Below are 19,743 nucleotides of genomic sequence, written 5' to 3'. Positions count from 1 at the left end.
ACGACGGGTCTCGGCGTCACACCGGCGCGGGTCACGAACTGCTGGGTTGAGCGTAACGAGGCTTGCTCGTGGGCCGCAACGCAGTCACCTCAAGCCGATTCACGGACTGCACCGACGGTGTCGCACCCAGCTGTTTGAGCGCGTCGACGACACCACCGGGGATGGCCATCGCGGTCGACATGGTGTGCGGATCGCCGATCGCGGTGATGATGTACGGCGCCTTCACGGGCTTGCCGTCGGCGATCATCCCGCTGCCCCCGGCCGCCGAGAAGTAGCTGGAAGCGACGATCCGCACCGAGTCCAGCTGCATCGCCTCGGCGCCGGCGTCCCGCAGCTCCTCGACCGCGTTGAGGACGTCGCTCGGCTTCACCACACCCTTCGGGTCCTTGATCGTGATGCGTATGCCGGGCCCGGTGGCCGGCAGTGTTCCGGCCAGGATGCCGAGCGTCTGCAGCCGATCGGTCGCCGCCTGCAGGGCGGCCGCATCACCGCCGGAACTCTCCAACTGTGTCTTGGTGCGGTTCAGCCGGTCGGCTTCCTTGCTCAGTTTGAGCGACTGCTGGTTGACCCCGTCGAGCAGCGCGACCAGATCCTCCTGGCGCAGATTCTCCAGCCCCGACGAGCGGGTCTCCTGGACCTGCGCGACCATCGCGAACCCCAGCAACGCGGCCAGGACCGTGATGTAGCCGTTCGCGCGGGTGAGCCGCGGCCTCGCGGCACGCCACAGTCGTGCCCACCCGGTGCGGACCGTTTCCTCCTCAGCCGAGGCGGCGGCGGTTGCCTTCGGCTCCTCGGACGCGGTCGCCTTCGGTTCCTCGGGTCCGGTGGCTTCCGGCTCCTCGTGAGCAGTGCCGTCCGACTCCGGAGGTGGAGCGGCCTTCGGCTCGGGCTGCTCGTCGCTCATGCGTGGAAGAGGTGACGACGGATGGCGGCGACGTTGCTGAAGATGCGAACACCGAGGACGACGACCACGCCCGTGGACAGTTGCGAGCCGACACCCAACTGGTCACCGAGGTAGACGATGAGCGCTGCCACCACGACGTTGGACAGGAACGACACGACGAACACCTTGTCGTCGAAGATCCCGTCGAGCACGGCGCGGACCGCGCCGAAGACGGCATCCAGTGCCGCGATCACCGCGATCGGCAGATAGGGCTGCAGCGACAGCGGCACGTCGGGGTGCAGGACGATTCCCACAACGAGACCTACGACCAGGCCGATGGCCGGAATCATGACCCTCCTTCGGGGCTGCGCGACGCTGACGTCGCTGGTGATGGCGCTGACGAGGCGGCGCGCGCGTGACTCAGTGCCGCCGTGGCCGCGGCCGGAACGGTCACGGAGGGCTTGCCGGTGAGCTTCTCCCGGATGCCGTACGTCCCGGCGAGTTCGCGCAGGTAGGCACCTCCGGAGTTGCTCTTGAAGCCGGCCGCGACCGCGGGACCGCCGATGACGTTGACGTCGTACGGCGGTTGCAGGGCACGGAAATTGACCAGGATCGCCTCACCGGCGAACCGGATCGCGGTCTGGCTGGTCAACCGCTGGCCGTTGATCGAGATGGCCTCGGCGCCGGCCGCCCAGAGTCCGTTGACGATGATCTGCAGATCTGTGGAGGTGATGCGGTCGGTGTCCGAACTGTCGGTGCGCGGGTTGCCCTCCGCATCCGTGCCGGCATCGGCCGCGTCGTTCAGTGACAGGACCAGGCCAGGACCATGTGCCGCAGCCGTGCCGGTCGTCAGCTCGAGCGACTTCAGCCGGTCGGCGAGCGAGGTGTCGTGCTGGCGGCTCAGGGCCTTGGCCTGCAAGGCATTGATCTGACCTTGCGTCCGGTTGATCGTGCGACTGTCCTGATCGATCGTGTGCTGCCGGTCGTTGATGCTGCTGATCAGTTCCGAGCGACGCTTGTCCGACGCCGCCTGCGGCAGCCGGAGCGCGTGGGCGGCGACCGCCAGGCACAATCCGATGACGAGCAGGGTCACGACGAGGAGCGGTGACCGCAGACCGACCGACGCCGGCCCACCCTCGGCCGCGCGCTTCTTCGCAGCGGCCGAGTAGCCCGGATCCAACGGTGCCCGCATCAGGTTGTTGATGAGCGACATCGATTGCGCCGGGTCGGTCGGCCCCGCGACGGCGGGTCGGGTGGGCTTGCCGGCCGGCTTCGCGGTCGGGTCCGTCATGAGGTCCTCTGCAGATTCCGGACCATGCCACGGACCTGCCCGACATACATCAGCCCGGCGAGCCAGTAGAGGACCGTGCCCCACCAGACGAACGACCAGCCGAACGGTCGCGCCACGTGGCCCCAGCCGTTGTCGAGACTGCCGAGCAGGACCAGCGGGAATCCGTAGATGAGGCAGAACGTCGCCGACTTGCCGATGAAGTGGACAGGAGGGATCGACAACCGGTGCTTGCGCAGCGTCGGACCGAGCGCGAAGACCATCAGCTCACGCAGCAGCAGGACGACCACCAGCCACCACGGGATGATGTGTTTCCACGCCAAGGCGACGATCGTCGACACGATGTAGAGCCGGTCCGCAGCGGGGTCGAGCAGCTGACCAAGCCGCGTGATCAGGTTGAACCGGCGCGCGATCTTGCCGTCCAGATAATCGGTGACACCGGAGACGACGAGGACCCAGAACGCCCACAGCCGGTGATCCTCCGCCATCAGCCAGAGGAAGACCGGCACGCCGACAAGACGCCCGATGGACAGCAGGTTGGGCACCGTCCAGATCTGCCGGATCAACGGCACCGTGTCACTCACGGCACCCAGGCTAAGTGGTCGCCGTGCTGCGGGTGCGCACCTCCCCAGGGTGATTCGGCCGCGTCGTCGCCGGTCAGGGCGCGATGACGCGGTCGGGGTGGCTGCAGACGGTCATCCGCCGGTCCCGGGTATAGGCCACCAGCGTCACGCCGAGCCGGTCGGCAGCCTCGATCGCCAGGCCGGACGGAGCCGAAACACACGCCAGCACCGGTATGCCGGCCATCGCCACCTTCTGCACGATCTCGAAAGAGGCCCGTGAGGAGACCATCGCGATCAGGTCGCGGGTCGACTGCTCCTGCATCACTGCCCAGCCGGTCACCTTGTCGACCGCGTTGTGCCGTCCGATGTCCTCCCGTATGACGAGGGCCTCGCCGTCCACCCCGAACAGACCCGCGGCGTGCACACCGCCGGTCTTGTCGAAGACCGTCTGCCCCTTGCGCAACAGGTCCGGCAATTCGGCGATGCGCCCTGCCGGCACCCGGAGCCCGGAGGCGGCGGTGGTCGCGTCATACGCCGGGGACTCGGTGATGGCATCGATGCTGGTCTTGCCGCACAGCCCGCACCCACCGTGCGAGATGAGGCTGCGCTGCGCGGTCGCGGGTATGGCGCCGGCCGTGCGCAACTGCAGCTGCAGCACGTTCATCAGCTCGGTGTCGGCGCAGTACCGCGCGATCAGCACGTCCTCGCGCGTGTGGATGATGCCCTCGGACTGCAGCAGCCCGTGCGCGAGCTCGATGTCGTTTCCAGGAGTGCGCATCGTCACGGTCAGGACCTGGTCGTCGACCCGGATCTCCAGCGGCTCCTCGACGGCCACCACCTCGACCCGGGTGCTCACGCCACGGTCGAGGTCGATGCGAACGACCTTGTGTCTGCTGGTGATTCGGCCCATGGTCGGCTCGTTCAGGCGGTGCGTCGCAACGGAGAGATGATCCGCTCGGGGATCTGGGTCACGCGTGCCACTCCCCCGTGGTCGTCCAACGTGACGACCGACGCGGCATCGACCCGGCTGACGCCGGTCTCCTCGCGCAGGATGCCACTGGACGCGACGACGCTCAGGCCGTCGCGCCGCAGCAGGCTCAGGTCGAGGTATGGCGGGTGGGTGGTGTAGTCCGAGGGCCAGACCTGGACGTCGGCGGGTTCCGCCTCTGGGTCGTGCAGGCTGATCAGGTGCAGCTCCCGCGGGGTGAGCAGCAACGCGTTGAGGCTGCTGGCCGACATACCGTGCCAGCGCATGCGGGACAGCACGCGACCCGCGGCGTGCGCCACCGCCAGGCCGCCCTGCTTGTGCCCCAGGTTGCTCCGCAGTCGTGCGAAGTAGCGCTCACTGTCGGTGCTTCCGGCCGGTTCCGACGCGCCCGGCGGCAGCAGCAGATCGACCTGGTCCTGCGGGAAGATCGCGCCGTTGTGCGCGAAGGCCGTGGCGCCGGCGACGAACGGGTGCGTGTCGACTAGTTCCAGACCCAGGCCGGGGGTCGCCAGCCGCAGGTGCAACAGGCCGCGGCGGGTCGGGGTGTCGTGGACGAAACGGGCGAAGTCGCCGTCGTCACCCGCTGCCAGCGCCGACCGATGGACATGCAGCTCGGCGTCGTTCTCGCCGTACCAGGCCATTCCGCAGCCGTGCGCGTGCACCGTCGCCAACTCCTGCAGGCGCTCCAGGGCGGGCGCACCGAGCACCTCCGCGACCGTGACCGGACGATCCGACGACCAACCGAGCAAGCGACACATACGACCTCCGTCCAGCCGCGGCGCACGCGGCACGTTCATTGCTCCCATCATGCGCTCGGGGCCTTCGAGATCGGCCGCCGGGGCGCGTGAATCCGCCCCGTTCCGGCTGCGCCTGGGCGAACTTTTGTCGAAGTTCGCCGATAATGGCGTGCAATCGCGCGTGGCGACCGTGACCATTCCTTCAGAGAGGAAGGAGGTCCATCGTGTCGGTCCTGGTGCTGAACGCGGGCTATGAGCCGCTGCACACCGTGTCGGTCAAGCACGCCATGAACATGCTGTGGCGTGGCGTCGCCACCGTCGAGGAGTCGCACCCGGAGGAGACCTTCGGCCCGTTCCCGATGCCTACCGTGCTGCGCCTGGTGCGCTACGTGAAGATGACCTGGGCCTACGCCAAACGAGGCGGCCTGAAGCTCACCGAGGCGAGCGTCAAGATCACCTGGGTGCAGTTCTCCCGGGGCGTACCGACCTACAGCCAGGCCGGCGTGTTGCGCCGCGACCACGGACAGTGCGCCTACTGCGGGCAACCGGTCGCAACGACGATGGACCACGTGCTGCCGAAGTCCCGCGGCGGCACGACGACCTGGGACAACGCGGTCGCCGCGTGCGAGCCCTGCAACCAGCGCAAGGCCGACCGCACTCCGGACGAGGCGGGTATGACGCTGCTCTGGGAGCCGTTCGTCCCGACCCGCGAGGACCTGGCCTGGTAACTGTCGGCGCGTTCAACGGCCGGACGACGCGGCCAGCCGACCGGCGTTCCGACGGCGGTTCGCCGTGTCGGCCGCAGCGCTGAAGCCGTCGCGCAACCGGCACGCCCGGAGCGCAGCGGTGGGGTCGCCGTGCAGGTCGGCGAGGACGTCAAGCGCTCCGGCCGCCGCCTCGACGCCGCACACCCGTGCCGCGTGGTCGTCCGCCGACATCTCGATCAACAGGTGCACCGATCGCTCGAACGCCCGCGCAGCGCGCAACGACGGGAAGCAGGCGACATTCACCGCCGCGATCCGCAGCACCAGATGATGGCGCCGCACGAGGTGGCAGCGCTCGTGGTGCAGCACCGCACGCAGTTCGGTGGGACGCAGCGCCTCACGCAGCCCACGGGTCACCAGGATGCGGCGTCCCCCGAACTGCTCGGCCAGGGCGAGCAGGGCCGGGCTCTCGACATACAGGACCTCGATGCCACCGCACAGTTCCCGCTCGTATGTCGCGGTCCGTGCCACCGAGTTCAGTCGGCGCCGTGCACTCCGGTCTGCGTCGGCGAGTGGTTCTGAGCGCTCCCACACCAGCGCGAGCACGGCACCGATCACGGCGAGGCTGATCCAGGCGCCGAGTGTGAGGGCGGTCTGCTCGAGCCAGGCGGCAGGGTCGGGTGGTCGGGTTGCGTTGCTCACCGTGACCAGGAGAGCCCCGACTGCACTGGCCGCGAAAAGCGTTGTGCCCGCAGCAATCAACCCGATCCAGCACCTGATCGCCCGATCCGGTCGCCGGACCGCCCAGCGTTCGTCGCGCAGTGCGACCGGCGCGAGGACGACGATGGCCACGGCGAGCAGGCCGGGCACGAGCACGACAATCACGACTCGGGCTCCCCCAGCACCCGGCGCAGTACGTCCAGGTCCGTGGTGTCCAGCTCTCCGGCGAAATGAGTGAGCGCAGCCCGCCGGTCGCCCACGTGATCGAGCGCCTCGGACATCGACCGCGCCGCGGTGTGCGGATCCGTGCGAGTGGCCCGGAAGAGCGCCCCGCCTGCGGCCGGTGTCCGTTGCACGAGGCCCTTCGCCTCGAGCCTGCTGAGCACCGTGAGCAACGTCGTCCGCGCCGGCCGGTCGATGGCGAACGTCTCCCACAGCTGCCTGCTGGTCACCGGCTCGTCATACGACCGGAGCAGGTGGAGCACCTCGTCCTCCAAGCCGCCATGGCTGCGTCGTGTCACTCGTCGTCCGTTCTCCTGGGTGGGCCTGGCGGGCACTCTACAGTTCGTAGAACAAGGCCGCCGACATCGCACGGCCTGACGCTTGACCGGGTAACAGCTGGGAAACATGTGACAACGCACCGCGGCGGAACCACCTCTGGTCGCCGGCTTCTGGAAAGGTGAATCTCGTGCAATGAACAGGGACTTCATCAGACATGGAGGAGCGTCATGGGTACACCACGTTTGGCCGCACGGTTGGGTGCGGAAGCATTGGGCACGTTCTGGTTGGTCTTCGGAGGATGTGGCAGCGCGATCTTCGCCGCCAAGGCGGTTTCCGACGACAAGTTCCCGGTCGGCATCGGCTATCTCGGAGTGGCGCTGGCCTTCGGGCTGACGGTGCTGACCATGGCCTACGCGGTCGGCCATGTCTCCGGCGGCCATTTCAATCCGGCGGTCACCATCGGGTGTGCCGTCGGCAAACGGTTCGACTGGAAGGACGTGCTGCCGTACGTCGTCACCCAGGTCGTCGCCGGCCTGATCGCGGGTGCGGCACTGTTCGCGATCGCCAAGGGCCAGGACGGGTTCGACGCGACCGGGAACATGGCCGCCAACGGGTATGGCGACCACTCCCCCGGCGGGTTCTCGCTGGCCGCTTGCCTGCTCGCCGAGATCATTCTGACCGCGTTCTTCCTCTACATCATCCTCGGTGCGACCGATGGCCGGGCTCCGGTCGGATTCGCCCCGCTGGCAATCGGATTGGGGCTCACGCTGATTCACCTGATCAGCATCCCGATCACCAACACCTCGGTGAACCCGGCACGTTCGACCGCCGTCGCGTTCTTCAACGGTGACGGCGCGCCCGCGCAGTTGTGGCTCTTCTGGGTCGCGCCGATCGTCGGCGCCGCGATAGCCGGTGCGACATACGGGCTGATCACTCACGAGGACCGCGCCGGTGTCGACATCGAGGGCGAGACCGAGTCGGTGACCGCGCGGGCCTGATCTCAGGCGCGCTGGGTGCGGTAGGTCTGTACGACGACGCCACTGGGATACGGCGTGCAGGCGATGAGATCGAGTCGCCGCGCTGACGGCAGTTGCCCGAAGAGCGACTGCCCACCGCCCAGCACCAATGGCTGCACCAGGAGACGGTATTCGTCGATCAGGTCCGCCGCCGCCAGCGCGCCCGCAAGTCCGCCACCACCCCAGACGATGACGTCCGCGCCGTCCTCGGCCTTGATGGCGGTGATCTCCGCGGCCAGGTCGCCGCGTGCGACCCGTGTCACGGGCCACGATGCCTCGGCATCGGTCAATGTCTTCGAGAACACGACCTTCGGTATGTCGTTCATCGGGGTCGCGTACGCGCCGTCCGCATGCGGCCAGTACGACGCCATCTCCTGATAGGTGACACGACCCATGAGATGGGCGCCCGCTCGGCGAACGCGCTCCAGTTTCCACCGGGTCAGCTCCTCGCCCTCGGCGACCGAGGTGCCGGGGTGCGCCCGATCGCTGCTGACGTATCCGTCGAGCGACATCGACATGTACAGAATGACCTCGCGCATGATGCTCCTCCTCCGGAGTCGTCGCCCCCGTGCGGGCGACGTTCTGTTCATGCCACGAACACACCTGGCCCGATACGACATTCGGCCGAAGCAATCCCGGCCGCCGCGACCCGGCGGTCAGCCGCCGACTGAGGACCGGGTCGGGCAGTCACCGGCCGCCGACTGAGGACCGGGTCGGGCAGTCACCGGCCGCCGGACTGCCTGCGAGGCGCGCGTCCGTCCAGCGGAGCAACCGCGGCAGCAACGGGGACCGGCCCTGCAACACGCTGTCGTGGGCCCGCCCCGGGTACTGCTCGTAGTCGAGCGGCACGGCCCGGGAGCACAGCGCCCTCACGTAGTGCCGTTGGATCGCTGCCGGGATCACCCGATCCGCTCCGCCCCATGCGATCAGCAACGGTGCACTGCCCAGTGTCCTCGGTGTGTTCTGCGCCAGGCGCCGGGCCAACGGGCCGGTGTCCGGCGACCGGTCCAGCAGCCCGTATGGCGCAGCATCAGCGTCGGCAGCAGCGGCGACCCGCTCCGCCTGCCGCAGGCACTGCACGCTGATCCGGCTGACCGTGCGGCGCTCGCCGGTCTTCACGTAATGCGCGGTGCGCACATCCGCGTAGGTCTGCTCGTAACCCGTGATCAGGTACGCCATCAGGGTTGAGCCGCTGCCCCGCAGCCGGCTCCAGTAGTGCGCGATCGCCGTCATGTCACTCGTCGGTGAGATCGCCGCGACGCCGGACAGCGGTACGTCGGGTGCGTAGCTGCGCTGGATCTTGTCGGCCCACAGGGCCGCACCGCCACCCTGCGAATGTCCCCACACGACAGTCCTGTTCGAGACGGACAGCTGACGCATCTGACGGACCGCACGTACGGCGTCGAGGACGGCGCGACCCTCCGCCGACCCGACGAGGTACGGCTGTGCACCGCGGGCACCCATGCCCTCGTAGTCGGTCGCGACCAGCACCCAGTGGTTCCGGATGATCTGGCCGAGTTCTTCGTGGATGCCCGAGCCGAACGGTTGCCGCAGCATCGTCGGCGCGCAGTCGCGTGCGTAACCGGAGGTGCCGTGCGCCCACGCCAGGACCGGTCGTCGGCTGGGTGGTGCGTGCTGTCCGATCAGGACGAAACCGCTCGCGACGGTCGCGGTGCCGTCCGCCCGTGTCGTCGTGTAGAGGATCCGCCAGGCCCTGGCCGTGCCCGGTATGCCGCGGGTGTAGCGCACACTGCGCAGCAGGCGTCCCGGCGCGGAGGGCACTTTCGCGGGCGCGGCGTAGAACGAGTCGACCGCCGGTGCCGCGTGGTGCGAGGACAGCGCGATCGTGGACACTCCGACGAGCACGAGCACGGCCATCGAGCCCGCCACCAGCCGACGCCACCCGCGCCATGCCTGCCGCTCCGAGACCGCGCTGATCGGCATCTTCACCCGCCCCCTTTACGCACGACAACTGCCACATCGTGCAACGCGTGAATGGGTGCTTCATCGAGATGTGCTGAATGCCCGATGACAGTGCGAACGCGACGCTCCCGGCATCGGGATGACAGGAACCGCGCGTGGCGACTCTCCTTCGTCGCGTCACGCACGCGCTCCCGGCATCGTGTCCCCGACATGCGACGACCGTTTTGTCGGGATGACAGGAACCGTTTGTCGGGATGACAGGAACCGCGCGTGGCGACTCTCCTTCGTCGCGTCGCGCACGCGCTCCCGGCATCATGTCCCCCGACATAGCGAAAACCGCCGACAAGTCGGCGGTTTCGCTATGTCGGGATGACAGTGTCGAGTCTCACGACATTTGCAAGGCATGTCTCGCGACATGTGCAAGGCCGGGGTCGGCTCGGATGGGGTGGTGTCGAAAGCCAAGCTGGTCATTACCGCGATCGTTCGTTCGGGCCTGTCTCAGGCCGAGGCCGCCCGTCGGTACGGCGTCTCCGAAGCGACGGTGTCTCGGTGGATGCGTCGGTACCGGGCCGAGGGCGAGGCCGCGTTCGAGCCACGCTCGCGCCGGCCACGCCACAACCCGGCCACGACCCCTGCGGTCGTGGTGCAGGCAGTCCTGGCCGAGCGTGACCGGCTCGTGGCGGCCGGGCACGATGCCGGACCCGACACGATCCGGTGGCACCTACAACAAGCCGGGGTCCCGGCCCCGTCCCGGGCCACGATCGCCCGGATCCTGACCGCGAACGGGCGGGTGCGTCCCGAACCGAAGAAGAAACCCAAGAGCGCCTACATCCGCTTCGAGGCCGAGCAACCAAACCAGACCTGGCAGTCCGACTTCACCCACTACGCCCTCGCGGCAGGCACCGACGTCGAGCTCATCACCTGGCTCGATGACCACTCCCGCTACCTGCTGCACCTGTCGGCCCACCCCCGGGTGACCGGGCCGATCGTGCTGGCAACATTCCAGGCCACGATCGATGAATACGGTTGTCCGGCAAGCACTTTGACCGATAACGGGATGGTGTACACCGTCCGGCACTCCGCGACCGGAGTCCGCGGCGGACGCAACGCGTTCGAGAAGTACCTCGCCGAGCACAACATCACGCAGAAGAACGGGCGCGGCGCGGGAGTCACCCCCAAACCCAGGGCAAGGTCGAACGCTTCCAGCAGACCCTGAAGAACTGGCTCCGGCGTCAACCCGGCCAACCGGCCACGATCCAGGCCCTGCAAGAACGACTCGATCAGTTCCGCCGCGAGTACAACCACGACCGCCCCCACCGGGCACTGGACCGGCGGACCCCGGCCGCGGCCTATGCCGCACGACCCAAAGCCACACCCAGTAACGAACCCGCGGACCGAACCCACAACCGGGTACGTCACGACAAGGTCAGCCAGGGAACAGTCACCCTGCGCCACGCCAGCACACTGCACCACATCGGCATCGGCCGAGCCTGAAACGGGCACCGGGTGATCCTGCTCGTCCAAGACCTACAGATAACCGTCATCCACGCCGTCACCGGCGCAGTCCTACGCGACCTCACCCTCGACCCGACCCGCGACTACCAACCCCAAAAACATCAAGGCCCGAACCCTCAATGAGGGTTCGGGCCTTGCAGATGTCCTGAGACATCACATATGTCGGGATGACAGGATTTGAACCTGCGACCCCCTGACCCCCAGTCAGGTGCGCTACCAAGCTGCGCCACATCCCGATACCCCTTGCGGGGCGACCGAAACGATATCGCACGAGTAGCCGTGCGACCCAATCGGACTCACCTCAACGGCGGCGCTTCTCACGGACACGGACCGACAATTCGATCGGCGTGCCCTCGAAGCCGAACTCCTCACGGATCCGGCGCTCCAGGAACCGACGGTAGCCGGCCTCGATGAACCCGGACGCGAACACGACGAACCGCGGCGGTCGGGTCGATGCCTGCGTCGCGAAGAGGATGCGCGGCTGCTTGCCACCGCGCACGGGATGCGGGTGACCGGCGACCACTTCACCGAGGAAGGAGTTCAGCCGACCGGTCGGCACCCGCTGATCCCAGGAATCGAGCGCCACCTCCAGGCCCGGCACCAGCCGGTCCACGTGACGTCCGGTCATCGCCGAGATGTTGGCGCGGGGCGCCCACGCCACCTGGCCGAGATCCCGCTCGATCTCCCGCTCCAGGTAATGCCGGCGCTCCTCGTCCAACAGGTCCCACTTGTTGAACGCCAGGACGAGGGCACGACCGGCGTCGACGACCTGCTGCACGACGCGCACGTCCTGCTCGGCGATGTTGTCCTCGGCGTCGATCAGGACGACCGCGACCTCGGCCTTCTCGATCGCTGACTGGGTGCGCAACGAGGCATAGAAGTCGGCGCCACGGGTCAGGTGCACACGACGGCGGATGCCGGCCGTGTCGACGAATCGCCATGTCTTGCCGCCGAGTTCGATCATCTCGTCGACCGGGTCGCGCGTCGTACCGGCGACGTTGTCGACGACGACGCGGTCCTCGCCGGCAAGCTTGTTGAGCAACGACGACTTGCCGACGTTGGGTCGTCCGACGAGCGCCACGCGCCGCGGGCCACCTCGTTCGTATGCCGAAACGGCCGACGTGTCGGGCAGCACCTCGAGCAGTGCGTCGAGCGCGTCGCCGGTGCCGCGTCCGTGCAAAGCCGAGATCGGCCACGGCTGCCCGAGACCGAGCGACCACAAGGTCGCCGCCTCGAGCTCGGTCTTCTGGTCGTCAACCTTGTTGGCGATCAGCACGATCGGCTTCTTGGAGCGGCGCAGCAGCTTGACGACGGCCTCGTCGGTGTCGGTGGCGCCGACCTTGGCGTCGACGACGAACAGCACGGCATCCGCGAGCTCGATCGCGACCTCCGCCTGCTCGGCAACCCGCAGGTGTATGCCGCTGGCATCGACCTCCCAGCCGCCGGTGTCGACGAGCGTGAAGTCGCGGCCGGACCACTCGGCGTCATACGCGACCCGGTCACGGGTCACACCGGGGACGTCCTCGACCACGGCCTCGCGCCGACCCAGCACGCGGTTGACCAGCGTGGACTTACCGACGTTCGGCCGGCCGATGATCGCCACGACAGGGCGACCGCCTGCTTCGGCGGCGTCCTCGTCGAAGGTGCCATCGCTCTCGAGCAGCGCACGGTCCTCGTCGCTGAGCTCGAAGTCGTTCAGGCCGACGCGGAGCGCCTGCTCGACGGACGCGTCCGTCGTCTCGTCGGGAGTGGAATCAGACATTGCCCCATCATCCCTGACAACGGTCGAAAACCGTTATTCGGGAGCCACCGTTGCCCCCTCCGGACCCGGTCGATCGCCGACTCACTGCGCTCGTGGCAGCGTGAGTCCCGTCTCCTGCGTCGCGGTGTCCACGTGCGAGGCCAGCCGACTGCGCAGTTCCTCCGTCGACAATCGCAGCCGCTCCCGGCCGGGAACACCACGGTGCTTCTGCAGCGCGAAGGGTTCGCCGATCACCACGCGCAACGAGCCGCGCAACTTGGGCCAGGAGTCCCGGCCGCCGGTGCCCTTCGTGCCGAGCACGGCCACCGGAACGATCCGCGCACCGGTCGCCTGCGCCAGGAATGCCGCGCCCTGCTGGGCCGTCTCGACCGTGCCCGATCCGCGCGTGCCCTCCGGGAAGATGCCGACGCCGCCTCCGGACATCAGCGCCTCGCGGGCTGCTGCCAGAGCGTCCCGGTCCGCGCTGTTCTGGTCGATCGGGATCTGACCGGTGATCCGCAGGAAGAATCCCCACAACGAGCCGAAGTAGGAACGCTTCACCAGGAAACGCAGCGGCCGCGGCGCGAAGACGAAGACCAACGGCCCGTCGAGGAAGCCGACGTGGTTCGAGACCACGATGATCGGCCCCTCGGCGGGCATCCGGTCGGTGTGCAGGGTCCGCACGTCATACAGCAGGTGCGCGAGCAGCACCCCGAACCGACGACAGGCGTCAGCCAGCCGAGGTCGATAGCTCTGGATCGCCATCGAGAACCTCCTGCACCACCTGGAGGACGGCGGCCACCGACTGCTGGAAATCGATGTGCGACGTGTCGACTGTGACGACCCCGTCGGCGGCCGTCGTGAACTGCGAGACGGTCGAGTCAGCGCGATCACGGTCGACGATCTGCGACCTGGTCGACTCCGCCGCAACCTTCAGTTGCTTGGACCGGCGGGCCATCCGTGCGTCTTCGCTGGCCGTCATCAGGATGCGCACCGGTGCGTCAGGGGCGACCACCGTCGTGATGTCACGCCCCTCGGCGACGCAACCACCGGTTGCCGCCGCCCCCTGCGCGATCAGATCCCGTTGCCGTTGCTTGAGATTCGCCCGCACATCAAGGTTCGTCGCGACCTGTGAGACCACCGACGTGACAGCGTCCTGGCGGATCTCGGCGTCGATGAGACGGTCACCGACACCGACGGTCGGCGCCTTGGGGTCCATGCCCATCCGCAGGTCGAAGGTGCGACAGTGGTCGGCCACCGCCGCCGCGTCCGTCAGGTCGATCTGCGCGTTGACGCACGACCACGCGAGGGCGCGGTACATCGCACCGGTGTCGAGATAACTCACCCCGAGCCGCGCGGCGACGGCCTTCGACACGCTCGATTTACCGGTCCCCGACGGGCCGTCGATCGCGACGACCAGCGCCTTATTCATGCCCGGGCCCCTCCTTCGTCGGGTCCCGCCATTCGTCCTGAGCCCTTTGGTCGCTCGCTCCGCTCACTCATGAACACTCCATCCCTTGTCCTCCAACACATCTCGCAACCGGTCCACCACACCAGGCAACACGGACAACTCCACGAGCCCCACCATTGCGCCGACCCCGTGCTCCATCCGCAGGTCCTCCAGGTTGATGCCGGCGTCGCCCACGTCGTTGAACAGTCTGGCGAACGCACCCGGCTCGTCCGGAATCGGCACGATCACCGTCGCGTATGTCGCGGGTGCGGCACCGTGCTTGCCCGGGATCCGGGCGTGACCCAGCTGACCGTCCGAGATCAGTCGTGCCACCTCGCCCCGACTGCCCTCGGCCGCGCTGCTGTCCGCGGCGAGCTTCCCGAGGGACTGTGCGACTGCACCCAACTGCGCGACGACCCGGTCCAGGACCGGCGCCACTGCCGCGGCATTCCCCGCCAGGATCTGCGTCCACAGCATCGGGTCACTCGCGGCGATGCGGGTCACATCGCGAATCCCGCCGCCGGACAACGCGATCGCCGTGTCCGGCAGCTCCCGCAACTGCGCCGCGACAACCGATGCGGCGAGTTGTGGGATGTGCGACACGACGGCCACCGCCGCGTCGTGCTCGCCCGCAGGCATCGTCTCGACGGCGGCACCGGTCGCGTGCGCCAACTGCTGGATCAGCCGCACCGCGTCCGGATCCGACTCCTCCAGCGGACACACGACCCAGGTACGGCCCTCGAAGAGGTCGGCCTGCGCGGCCACCGCACCGGACCGCTCACGACCGGCCATCGGGTGACTGCCGACGTACCGCCGCAGCTCCGCCGGAGAGACCAGGGCACGAACGGCCTCGGCCACCTGCTGCTTCACCGACGCGACGTCGGCGACCACGGCGGACGGCCACCGTTGCAACTGGTCCGCGACCACCGATGCGGCGACGTCCGGTGGCGCGGCCACGAAGACCGCGTCGGCCGCGACATCGTCGTCGATCCGCCCGGCACCGAGATCGGCTGCGAGTGCCTGTGCCGTCGGCGACGGATCGCTGAGCAGCACCTGGAAACCCTGGTGGGAGAGGGCAAGACCGATCGACGTGCCGATCAGTCCGGTGCCGACGATGCGAACCGAGATGCCAGCCGAGCCCGTATCGAGACCGCCCGGTCTCGATACACCTCCCCCGCTTCGCTCCTCCGGCACTCGACCAGCTTGGTCCCCCGGCACTCGACCAGCTTGGTCGCTCACAGACCGGCCGCCTTGTAGAGTCCTGCGACCTCCTGCCGGGTGAGCGGCCGCATCTTGCCGGGGCGCAGCTCACCGAGGTGGACCGGACCGACGTCGGTGCGTGACAGCGACTCGACCGGGTGACCGACGGCCTCGAGCATGCGACGCACGATGTGCTTGCGTCCCTCGTGCAGGATGACTTCGACGAGCGCCCAGCCGGGTTTGGAGTCCACGACCTTGAACGAGTCGACCGACACCTTGCCGTCCTCGAGCTCGACGCCCTCGCGCAACTGCTTCCCGAGGGTGCGCGGCACCGGCCCGGGAATCATCGCGACGTAGGTCTTCGGCACGCCGTACTTCGGGTGCTGGAGGCGGTTGGCGAGTTCGCCGTCGTTGGTCAGCAGCAACAGACCCTCGGTGTCGACATCCAGCCGGCCGACGTGGAAGAGGCGCTCCTTGCGCTGTTCGACGTATTCGCCGACGGACGGACGACCCATCTCGTCGTGCATCGTCGACACCACGCCGAGCGGCTTGTTGAAGGCCAGGTAGACACGCGACTCGTCCAGCTGGATCCGCTCACCGTCGACGTGCACCGTCTGTGCCAGCGCGTCGATGCGCACGCCGAGCTCGGTCACCACATTGCCGTCGACGGAGACCCGGCCCAGTCGGATCAAGTCCTCGCAGACCCGGCGACTACCCACCCCGGCCGCCGCGAGCAGCTTCTGCAGGCGCACACCGTCCGGGTCGTGCACGTCGACATAGGGAGCCTGCGGAGCCGCGGGCTGCTTCGGACGCTGTTGGCCGCCGGCACGGGTCCGTGCCGGTCGCCCGGCGCCCCCGGTAGGACCGCCGGCGCCGCCGCGTGCAGCTTGGCCTCGCGCACCTGCCTGACCTCGATGGCCACGAGATCCGTTGCCCGACTGGTTGTTTCGCTTGTTGCCTGTCATCCGTGTCCCTGCGCAATCAGTTCGTCAACCACATCTGCATCCGGCAGGTATGGCGCCAGTGCCGGCAGTTCGTCGAGCGAGCTGAGCCCGAGTCGCTGCAGGAAATAAGGGGTGGTGCCGTAGAGCAGGGCACCTTGTTCGCCGTCGGAACCGACCTCCACGATCAGGCCGCGCGTGAGCAGCGTGCGCACGACACCGTCGACGTTGACGCCGCGGACCGCGCTGATCCGCGAGCGGGAGATCGGTTGCCGGTAGGCGATGACCGCCAGCGTCTCCAGCGACGCCTGGGTGAGTTTGGCCTGTTGTCCGTCGAGCAGGAACTTCTCGACCGCCGGTGCATAGTCAGGTCGGCTGTAGACCCGCCAGCCCCCGTTGATGCAGTGCAGCGCGAATCCCCTGCGTTGCTCGGCATACTCGCTCTCGAGACTCTCGATCTCCTCGGTCACCTCGGACTCGGGCAGCTCGAGAGCGGTCGCGAGCTCCTCCGCGGTCACCGGCTGGTCGACGACCATCAGGATCGCCTCGATGGCGCTGCGCGCGCCGCCGGGCATGGTTCGTACGTCGAAGGGCAGCGCCTCCTCGACCATCTCCTGTGGATCCTCGGCCTGGGGTGCCGTGTCGTCCGCGGACACCGCGTCGGGCTCATGTTGCTCGTCAGTCATCGCCGTTCTCCTGGCCGTCCTCACTCGTGCTGTCACCGGGCGCCGGACCGGTGGCCTGATCGTTGTCGAGCTCGTCGAACTCGCCGCTCACCTCGACGGCGGCATGATCGTCGCCGGTCCAATGCACGACCAGCTCCCCCAGCGCCTCCGGCTGGTCCATGGTGACCGCGGCCTCCTTGTAGAGCTCGAGCAGTGCCAGGAAGCGGGCGACGATCACCAGGGTTGAATCCGCATCGGCGACCAACGACCGGAAGCTCGCCTGCCGACGCTCGCGCAGCGCCGAGATGACGATCGTGGCCTGCTCCCGAACACTGACCGCGGGCGCGTGCAGGTGGGTCAGGCCGACCGTGGGCTCGGGGCGGGGAGTCATCGCCTGCGCCGCGACCCGTGCCAACTGCTCGGGCGTGACGTTCATGATGAGCTCCGGCAGGAGCTTCGCGAAGCGCTCCTCCAGACCCGCCTGCCGGGCCGTCATACGACCGGCGGACTGCATCCGCTCGGCGAACTCGGCGGACACCTCCTTGAACGCGCGGTACTGCAGCAACCGGGCGAACAGCAGGTCGCGCGCCTCGATCAACGCCAGATCGTCGTCGTCATCGGCGCGCAGGTCCGGCAACAGCCGAGCAGCCTTGATGTCCAACAGGGTTGCCGCGATGAGGACGAACTCCGAGGCCTGCCCGAGGTCCCAGTCCTTCGCCTCTTCCTGGGCCCGGCGGATATGTCCGACGAACTCGTCGGTCACCTTCGCCAACGCGATCTCGGTGACGTCGAGCTTGTGCTTGGAGATCAGCCCGAGCAGGAGCTCGAACGGTCCGGAGAAGACGTCGAGATGCACCTCGAAGGGGGCGGACGCGGACCGGCGGGTCAGCACACCGCCGGGCACCACCTGCTGCCCGGCATCCTCCGAGGCCGGCGCCGCAGCATCTTCCGGCAGCGCGGAGTCAGTGTCCGGCTCCGCCTGGTCTGGCGGGGCCGGGTGAGCGACGTTCATGATCAGGCCGCGGCCCCGCGAGCCACCAGCTCGCGGGCCAGTTGCCGATAGGCCTCGGCCGCCCCGTGGGTCGAGGCGTATGTCGTGATGGGTTCCGCAGCCAACGTGGCATCGGGGAACTTCACCGTGCGGCTGATGACCGTGTGCAGCACCTTGTCGTCGAAATGGCCCACCACCGAACGGATCACGTCCCTGCTGTGCAGGGTCCGTCCGTCATACATGGTGGCCAGGATGCCGTCGATCTCGAGGCGCGGGTTGAGCCGGTCGGTGACCTTGTCGATGGTCTCCACGAGCAGTGCGACACCGCGCATCGCGAAGAACTCGCACTCCAGCGGTATGACGACGCCGTGCGCCGCGGTGAGCGCGTTGACCGTCAGCAGGCCGAGCGACGGCTGGCAGTCGATCAGGATCACGTCGTACTCGTCGAGGATCGGACGCAGCACTCGGGCCAGCACCATCTCGCGGGCGACCTCACCGACCAGCTGTACCTCGGCGGCGGACAGATCGATGTTGGCGGGCAGGACGTCGAGGTTCTCGTCGGCGGTGTGCTGGATCACGTCGTGGATGTCGTCCTCACGCGAGACCAGCAGGTTGTAGACGGTCGTGTCGAGCTCGTGGGCGCGGATGCCGAGACCGACGGAGAGGGCACCCTGGGGGTCGAAGTCGACGAGCAGGACCTTGCGGCCGTACTCGGCCAGCGCCGCTCCCAGATTGATGGTGCTCGTGGTCTTTCCCACGCCACCCTTCTGGTTGCACATCGCGATGATGCGCGCCGGTCCATGGCTCTTGAGCTCCACCGGCGTCGGAAAGGTGGGCAGCGGACGCCCAGTCGGGCCGACCTGCTCCTTCGAACTCACTGCGCGCTCCTGTACGACTCGTTCGGCCTCTCGGCGATCAAGCGCCAACCTATTACATCCGAGCTGGAGAACGGGCGGGGAGGCTCAGTGAGCCCGGGGATGTGAACTGGCGAACACCTCGCGCAACTGCTGCACGGTCACCATCGTGTAGATCTGCGTCGTGGTCACCGACGCGTGTCCGAGCAACTCCTGCACGACCCGGACGTCGGCGCCCCCTTCGAGCAGGTGGGTCGCGAACGAGTGCCGCAGGGTGTGCGGGCTCAGGTGACCCGGCAGGTCGGCGCGGCGGGCGGCCGTCTGGATGACGTTCCACGCGGATTGCCGCGACAACCGTCCGCCGCGCTGGTTGAGGAACAACGCCGGAGTGCCCTTCCCCTTGGTCGCCAATGCGGGCCGGGCCCGGGTCAGGTATGTCGTGAGCGCCTCTGCGGCAAACCGACCGAGCGGCAGGACGCGTTCCTTGCTGCCCTTGCCGAGCACACGCACCGTCGCGGAGTCGAACTCGACATCGTCCACGTCCAGGCTCACCGCCTCGGTGACGCGCGCGCCGATGCCGTAAAGGAGTTCGAGCAAGGCCCGGTCGCGCATGGACGCGGGTGTGTCGCCGACGCCGGCGGCCTCGAGCAGCCGCTCCACCTGATCCAGCGGGATCGCCTTCGGCAGCCGACGCGGCGGTTTCGGCGGTGGGACCGCGGCGGCGACGTCATCGGGGGTGTCGCCCTCCAGCGTCAGGAACTTGTGGAACCCGCGGACGGCGACGAGCGTGCGGGCGGCGGACGAGGCCGCCAGCGGCGGGTGCTCCGGAGTTCCTTCGCGCAGCGTCGCGAGGAAGTCCGCAATGTCGGATTCACCGACATCCCCGGCATCGTGGAGGCCGCGTCCCGCAAGATGGTCGGCATACCGGCGCAGGTCGCGTTCGTAGGCACGCAGTGTGTGTGGCGAGGCGCCCCGCTCGACGCGCAGGTGGTCCAGCCAGCCGCGCATCGACCGTTCGAGAGAGGTTGCCACGGAACGACATTCTCACGTGGCGCGTCTGCAG

Annotated in this window: 21 protein-coding genes, 1 tRNA gene and 1 pseudogene; 3 read left to right on the top strand and 20 right to left on the bottom strand. The window is 68.3% G+C overall.

Annotated elements, in window-relative coordinates; genetic code table 11:
- Window positions 1–31 precede the first annotated feature (31 nt).
- From ACZ50J_RS10390 to ACZ50J_RS10365, 6 genes are all read right to left on the bottom strand, one after another.
- Entirely contained in the window at window positions 32–904 is an 873-nt protein-coding gene (locus ACZ50J_RS10390; protein ID WP_464301197.1) for a DUF881 domain-containing protein, read from the bottom strand.
- The gene (locus ACZ50J_RS10385) at window positions 901–1,233 is read right to left on the bottom strand and encodes a small basic family protein (protein ID WP_171157714.1); all 333 of its coding nucleotides are present in this window, start codon (window positions 1,231–1,233) and stop codon (window positions 901–903) included. The genes ACZ50J_RS10390 and ACZ50J_RS10385 overlap by 4 nt, the downstream gene beginning before the upstream one ends.
- Window positions 1,230–2,174 carry a DUF881 domain-containing protein gene (locus ACZ50J_RS10380; protein ID WP_464301196.1) on the bottom strand — a complete coding sequence of 315 codons (945 nt, stop codon included), beginning with the start codon at window positions 2,172–2,174 and terminating at the stop codon, window positions 1,230–1,232. Before ACZ50J_RS10380 ends, ACZ50J_RS10385 begins: the two co-directional genes overlap by 4 nt.
- Window positions 2,171–2,755 (bottom strand): CDP-alcohol phosphatidyltransferase family protein, encoded by a 585-nt coding sequence (locus tag ACZ50J_RS10375; protein ID WP_464301195.1) that lies wholly within the window; start codon window positions 2,753–2,755, stop codon window positions 2,171–2,173. The genes ACZ50J_RS10380 and ACZ50J_RS10375 overlap by 4 nt, the downstream gene beginning before the upstream one ends.
- Before the next feature lie 73 nt (window positions 2,756–2,828).
- Complete coding sequence (gene fdhD / locus ACZ50J_RS10370) at window positions 2,829–3,644, bottom strand: formate dehydrogenase accessory sulfurtransferase FdhD (protein ID WP_464301194.1); 816 nt, start codon at window positions 3,642–3,644, stop codon at window positions 2,829–2,831.
- A gap of 11 nt (window positions 3,645–3,655) precedes the next feature.
- Window positions 3,656–4,480 (bottom strand): class II glutamine amidotransferase, encoded by an 825-nt coding sequence (locus ACZ50J_RS10365; protein ID WP_464301193.1) that lies wholly within the window; start codon window positions 4,478–4,480, stop codon window positions 3,656–3,658.
- Between the two features lie 203 nt (window positions 4,481–4,683).
- Between ACZ50J_RS10365 and ACZ50J_RS10360 the strand changes: the two genes are divergently transcribed.
- Window positions 4,684–5,187: an HNH endonuclease gene (locus ACZ50J_RS10360; RefSeq protein ID WP_464301192.1), complete on the top strand. Its 504-nt coding sequence runs from the start codon at window positions 4,684–4,686 to the stop codon at window positions 5,185–5,187.
- A 12-nt stretch (window positions 5,188–5,199) separates the two neighbouring features.
- Here ACZ50J_RS10360 and ACZ50J_RS10355 read toward each other — a convergent pair whose 3' ends face one another.
- Together ACZ50J_RS10355 and ACZ50J_RS10350 are read right to left on the bottom strand one after the other, a co-directional pair.
- Complete coding sequence (locus tag ACZ50J_RS10355; protein WP_464301191.1) at window positions 5,200–6,048, bottom strand: M56 family metallopeptidase; 849 nt, start codon at window positions 6,046–6,048, stop codon at window positions 5,200–5,202.
- Window positions 6,045–6,404 carry a BlaI/MecI/CopY family transcriptional regulator gene (locus tag ACZ50J_RS10350; RefSeq protein WP_464301190.1) on the bottom strand — a complete coding sequence of 120 codons (360 nt, stop codon included), beginning with the start codon at window positions 6,402–6,404 and terminating at the stop codon, window positions 6,045–6,047. The genes ACZ50J_RS10355 and ACZ50J_RS10350 overlap by 4 nt, the downstream gene beginning before the upstream one ends.
- Window positions 6,405–6,611: 207 nt before the next feature.
- Between ACZ50J_RS10350 and aqpZ the strand changes: the two genes are divergently transcribed.
- Window positions 6,612–7,382, top strand: a complete 771-nt coding sequence (aqpZ, locus tag ACZ50J_RS10345; protein ID WP_464301189.1) for an aquaporin Z — start codon at window positions 6,612–6,614, stop codon at window positions 7,380–7,382.
- Between the two features lie 2 nt (window positions 7,383–7,384).
- Here aqpZ and ACZ50J_RS10340 read toward each other — a convergent pair whose 3' ends face one another.
- A complete protein-coding gene (locus ACZ50J_RS10340; RefSeq protein ID WP_464301188.1) occupies window positions 7,385–7,939 on the bottom strand; it encodes a dihydrofolate reductase family protein in 555 nt (184 codons plus the stop codon).
- A gap of 148 nt (window positions 7,940–8,087) precedes the next feature.
- A complete protein-coding gene (locus ACZ50J_RS10335) occupies window positions 8,088–9,344 on the bottom strand; it encodes a lipase family protein (RefSeq protein WP_464301187.1) in 1,257 nt (418 codons plus the stop codon).
- Window positions 9,345–9,771: 427 nt separating this feature from the next.
- Between ACZ50J_RS10335 and ACZ50J_RS10330 the strand changes: the two are divergent.
- Window positions 9,772–10,961: pseudogene (locus ACZ50J_RS10330) on the top strand (IS481 family transposase).
- 39 nt (window positions 10,962–11,000) lie between these two features.
- Here ACZ50J_RS10330 and ACZ50J_RS10325 read toward each other — a convergent pair.
- The 10 genes from ACZ50J_RS10325 to xerD form a co-directional block, all read right to left on the bottom strand.
- Window positions 11,001–11,074 (bottom strand) — tRNA-Pro (locus ACZ50J_RS10325).
- Window positions 11,075–11,139: 65 nt separating this feature from the next.
- Entirely contained in the window at window positions 11,140–12,600 is a 1,461-nt protein-coding gene (der, locus tag ACZ50J_RS10320) for a ribosome biogenesis GTPase Der (protein ID WP_464301186.1), read from the bottom strand.
- 81 nt (window positions 12,601–12,681) lie between these two features.
- On the bottom strand, window positions 12,682–13,344 hold the full coding sequence (locus ACZ50J_RS10315; protein ID WP_464301185.1) for a lysophospholipid acyltransferase family protein: 663 nt from the start codon (window positions 13,342–13,344) through the stop codon (window positions 12,682–12,684).
- A complete protein-coding gene (cmk, locus tag ACZ50J_RS10310; RefSeq protein WP_464301184.1) occupies window positions 13,310–14,011 on the bottom strand; it encodes a (d)CMP kinase in 702 nt (233 codons plus the stop codon). Before cmk ends, ACZ50J_RS10315 begins: the two co-directional genes overlap by 35 nt.
- Before the next feature lie 63 nt (window positions 14,012–14,074).
- The gene (locus tag ACZ50J_RS10305; protein ID WP_464301183.1) at window positions 14,075–15,223 is read right to left on the bottom strand and encodes a prephenate dehydrogenase; all 1,149 of its coding nucleotides are present in this window, start codon (window positions 15,221–15,223) and stop codon (window positions 14,075–14,077) included.
- Between the two features lie 41 nt (window positions 15,224–15,264).
- Window positions 15,265–16,194, bottom strand: coding sequence for a pseudouridine synthase (locus tag ACZ50J_RS10300; RefSeq protein ID WP_464301182.1), 930 nt, complete (start codon window positions 16,192–16,194; stop codon window positions 15,265–15,267).
- Entirely contained in the window at window positions 16,191–16,856 is a 666-nt protein-coding gene (scpB, locus tag ACZ50J_RS10295; RefSeq protein WP_464301181.1) for an SMC-Scp complex subunit ScpB, read from the bottom strand. The genes ACZ50J_RS10300 and scpB overlap by 4 nt, the downstream gene beginning before the upstream one ends.
- Window positions 16,849–17,847 (bottom strand): segregation and condensation protein A, encoded by a 999-nt coding sequence (locus tag ACZ50J_RS10290; protein ID WP_464301180.1) that lies wholly within the window; start codon window positions 17,845–17,847, stop codon window positions 16,849–16,851. The genes scpB and ACZ50J_RS10290 overlap by 8 nt, the downstream gene beginning before the upstream one ends.
- 2 nt (window positions 17,848–17,849) lie before the next feature.
- Window positions 17,850–18,704, bottom strand: coding sequence for a ParA family protein (locus ACZ50J_RS10285; protein WP_464301179.1), 855 nt, complete (start codon window positions 18,702–18,704; stop codon window positions 17,850–17,852).
- A gap of 84 nt (window positions 18,705–18,788) precedes the next feature.
- Window positions 18,789–19,688: a site-specific tyrosine recombinase XerD gene (gene xerD, locus ACZ50J_RS10280; RefSeq protein ID WP_464301336.1), complete on the bottom strand. Its 900-nt coding sequence runs from the start codon at window positions 19,686–19,688 to the stop codon at window positions 18,789–18,791.
- Window positions 19,689–19,743: the final 55 nt, after the last annotated feature.

The sequence above is a fragment of the Flexivirga sp. G2 genome, assembly GCF_055397625.1.
Note: the sequence above shows the minus strand (reverse complement) of the source record. Positions and strands in the feature narration are given on the sequence as shown.

Excerpts from the sequence above, each read along its gene's own strand:
- scpB (WP_464301181.1), bottom strand. The coding sequence starts at position 16,856 with ATGACTGACGAGCAACATGAGCCCGACGCGGTGTCCGCGGACGACACG.
- ACZ50J_RS10390 (WP_464301197.1), bottom strand. The coding sequence starts at position 904 with ATGAGCGACGAGCAGCCCGAGCCGAAGGCCGCTCCACCTCCGGAGTCG.
- fdhD (WP_464301194.1), bottom strand. The coding sequence starts at position 3,644 with ATGGGCCGAATCACCAGCAGACACAAGGTCGTTCGCATCGACCTCGAC.
- xerD (WP_464301336.1), bottom strand. The coding sequence starts at position 19,688 with ATGCGCGGCTGGCTGGACCACCTGCGCGTCGAGCGGGGCGCCTCGCCA.
- ACZ50J_RS10290 (WP_464301180.1), bottom strand. The coding sequence starts at position 17,847 with ATGAACGTCGCTCACCCGGCCCCGCCAGACCAGGCGGAGCCGGACACT.
- ACZ50J_RS10380 (WP_464301196.1), bottom strand. The coding sequence starts at position 2,174 with ATGACGGACCCGACCGCGAAGCCGGCCGGCAAGCCCACCCGACCCGCC.
- aqpZ (WP_464301189.1), top strand. The coding sequence starts at position 6,612 with ATGGGTACACCACGTTTGGCCGCACGGTTGGGTGCGGAAGCATTGGGC.
- ACZ50J_RS10340 (WP_464301188.1), bottom strand. The coding sequence starts at position 7,939 with ATGCGCGAGGTCATTCTGTACATGTCGATGTCGCTCGACGGATACGTC.
- ACZ50J_RS10315 (WP_464301185.1), bottom strand. The coding sequence starts at position 13,344 with ATGGCGATCCAGAGCTATCGACCTCGGCTGGCTGACGCCTGTCGTCGG.
- ACZ50J_RS10365 (WP_464301193.1), bottom strand. The coding sequence starts at position 4,480 with ATGTGTCGCTTGCTCGGTTGGTCGTCGGATCGTCCGGTCACGGTCGCG.
- der (WP_464301186.1), bottom strand. The coding sequence starts at position 12,600 with ATGTCTGATTCCACTCCCGACGAGACGACGGACGCGTCCGTCGAGCAG.
- cmk (WP_464301184.1), bottom strand. The coding sequence starts at position 14,011 with ATGAATAAGGCGCTGGTCGTCGCGATCGACGGCCCGTCGGGGACCGGT.
- ACZ50J_RS10300 (WP_464301182.1), bottom strand. The coding sequence starts at position 16,194 with ATGACAGGCAACAAGCGAAACAACCAGTCGGGCAACGGATCTCGTGGC.
- ACZ50J_RS10385 (WP_171157714.1), bottom strand. The coding sequence starts at position 1,233 with ATGATTCCGGCCATCGGCCTGGTCGTAGGTCTCGTTGTGGGAATCGTC.
- ACZ50J_RS10335 (WP_464301187.1), bottom strand. The coding sequence starts at position 9,344 with ATGCCGATCAGCGCGGTCTCGGAGCGGCAGGCATGGCGCGGGTGGCGT.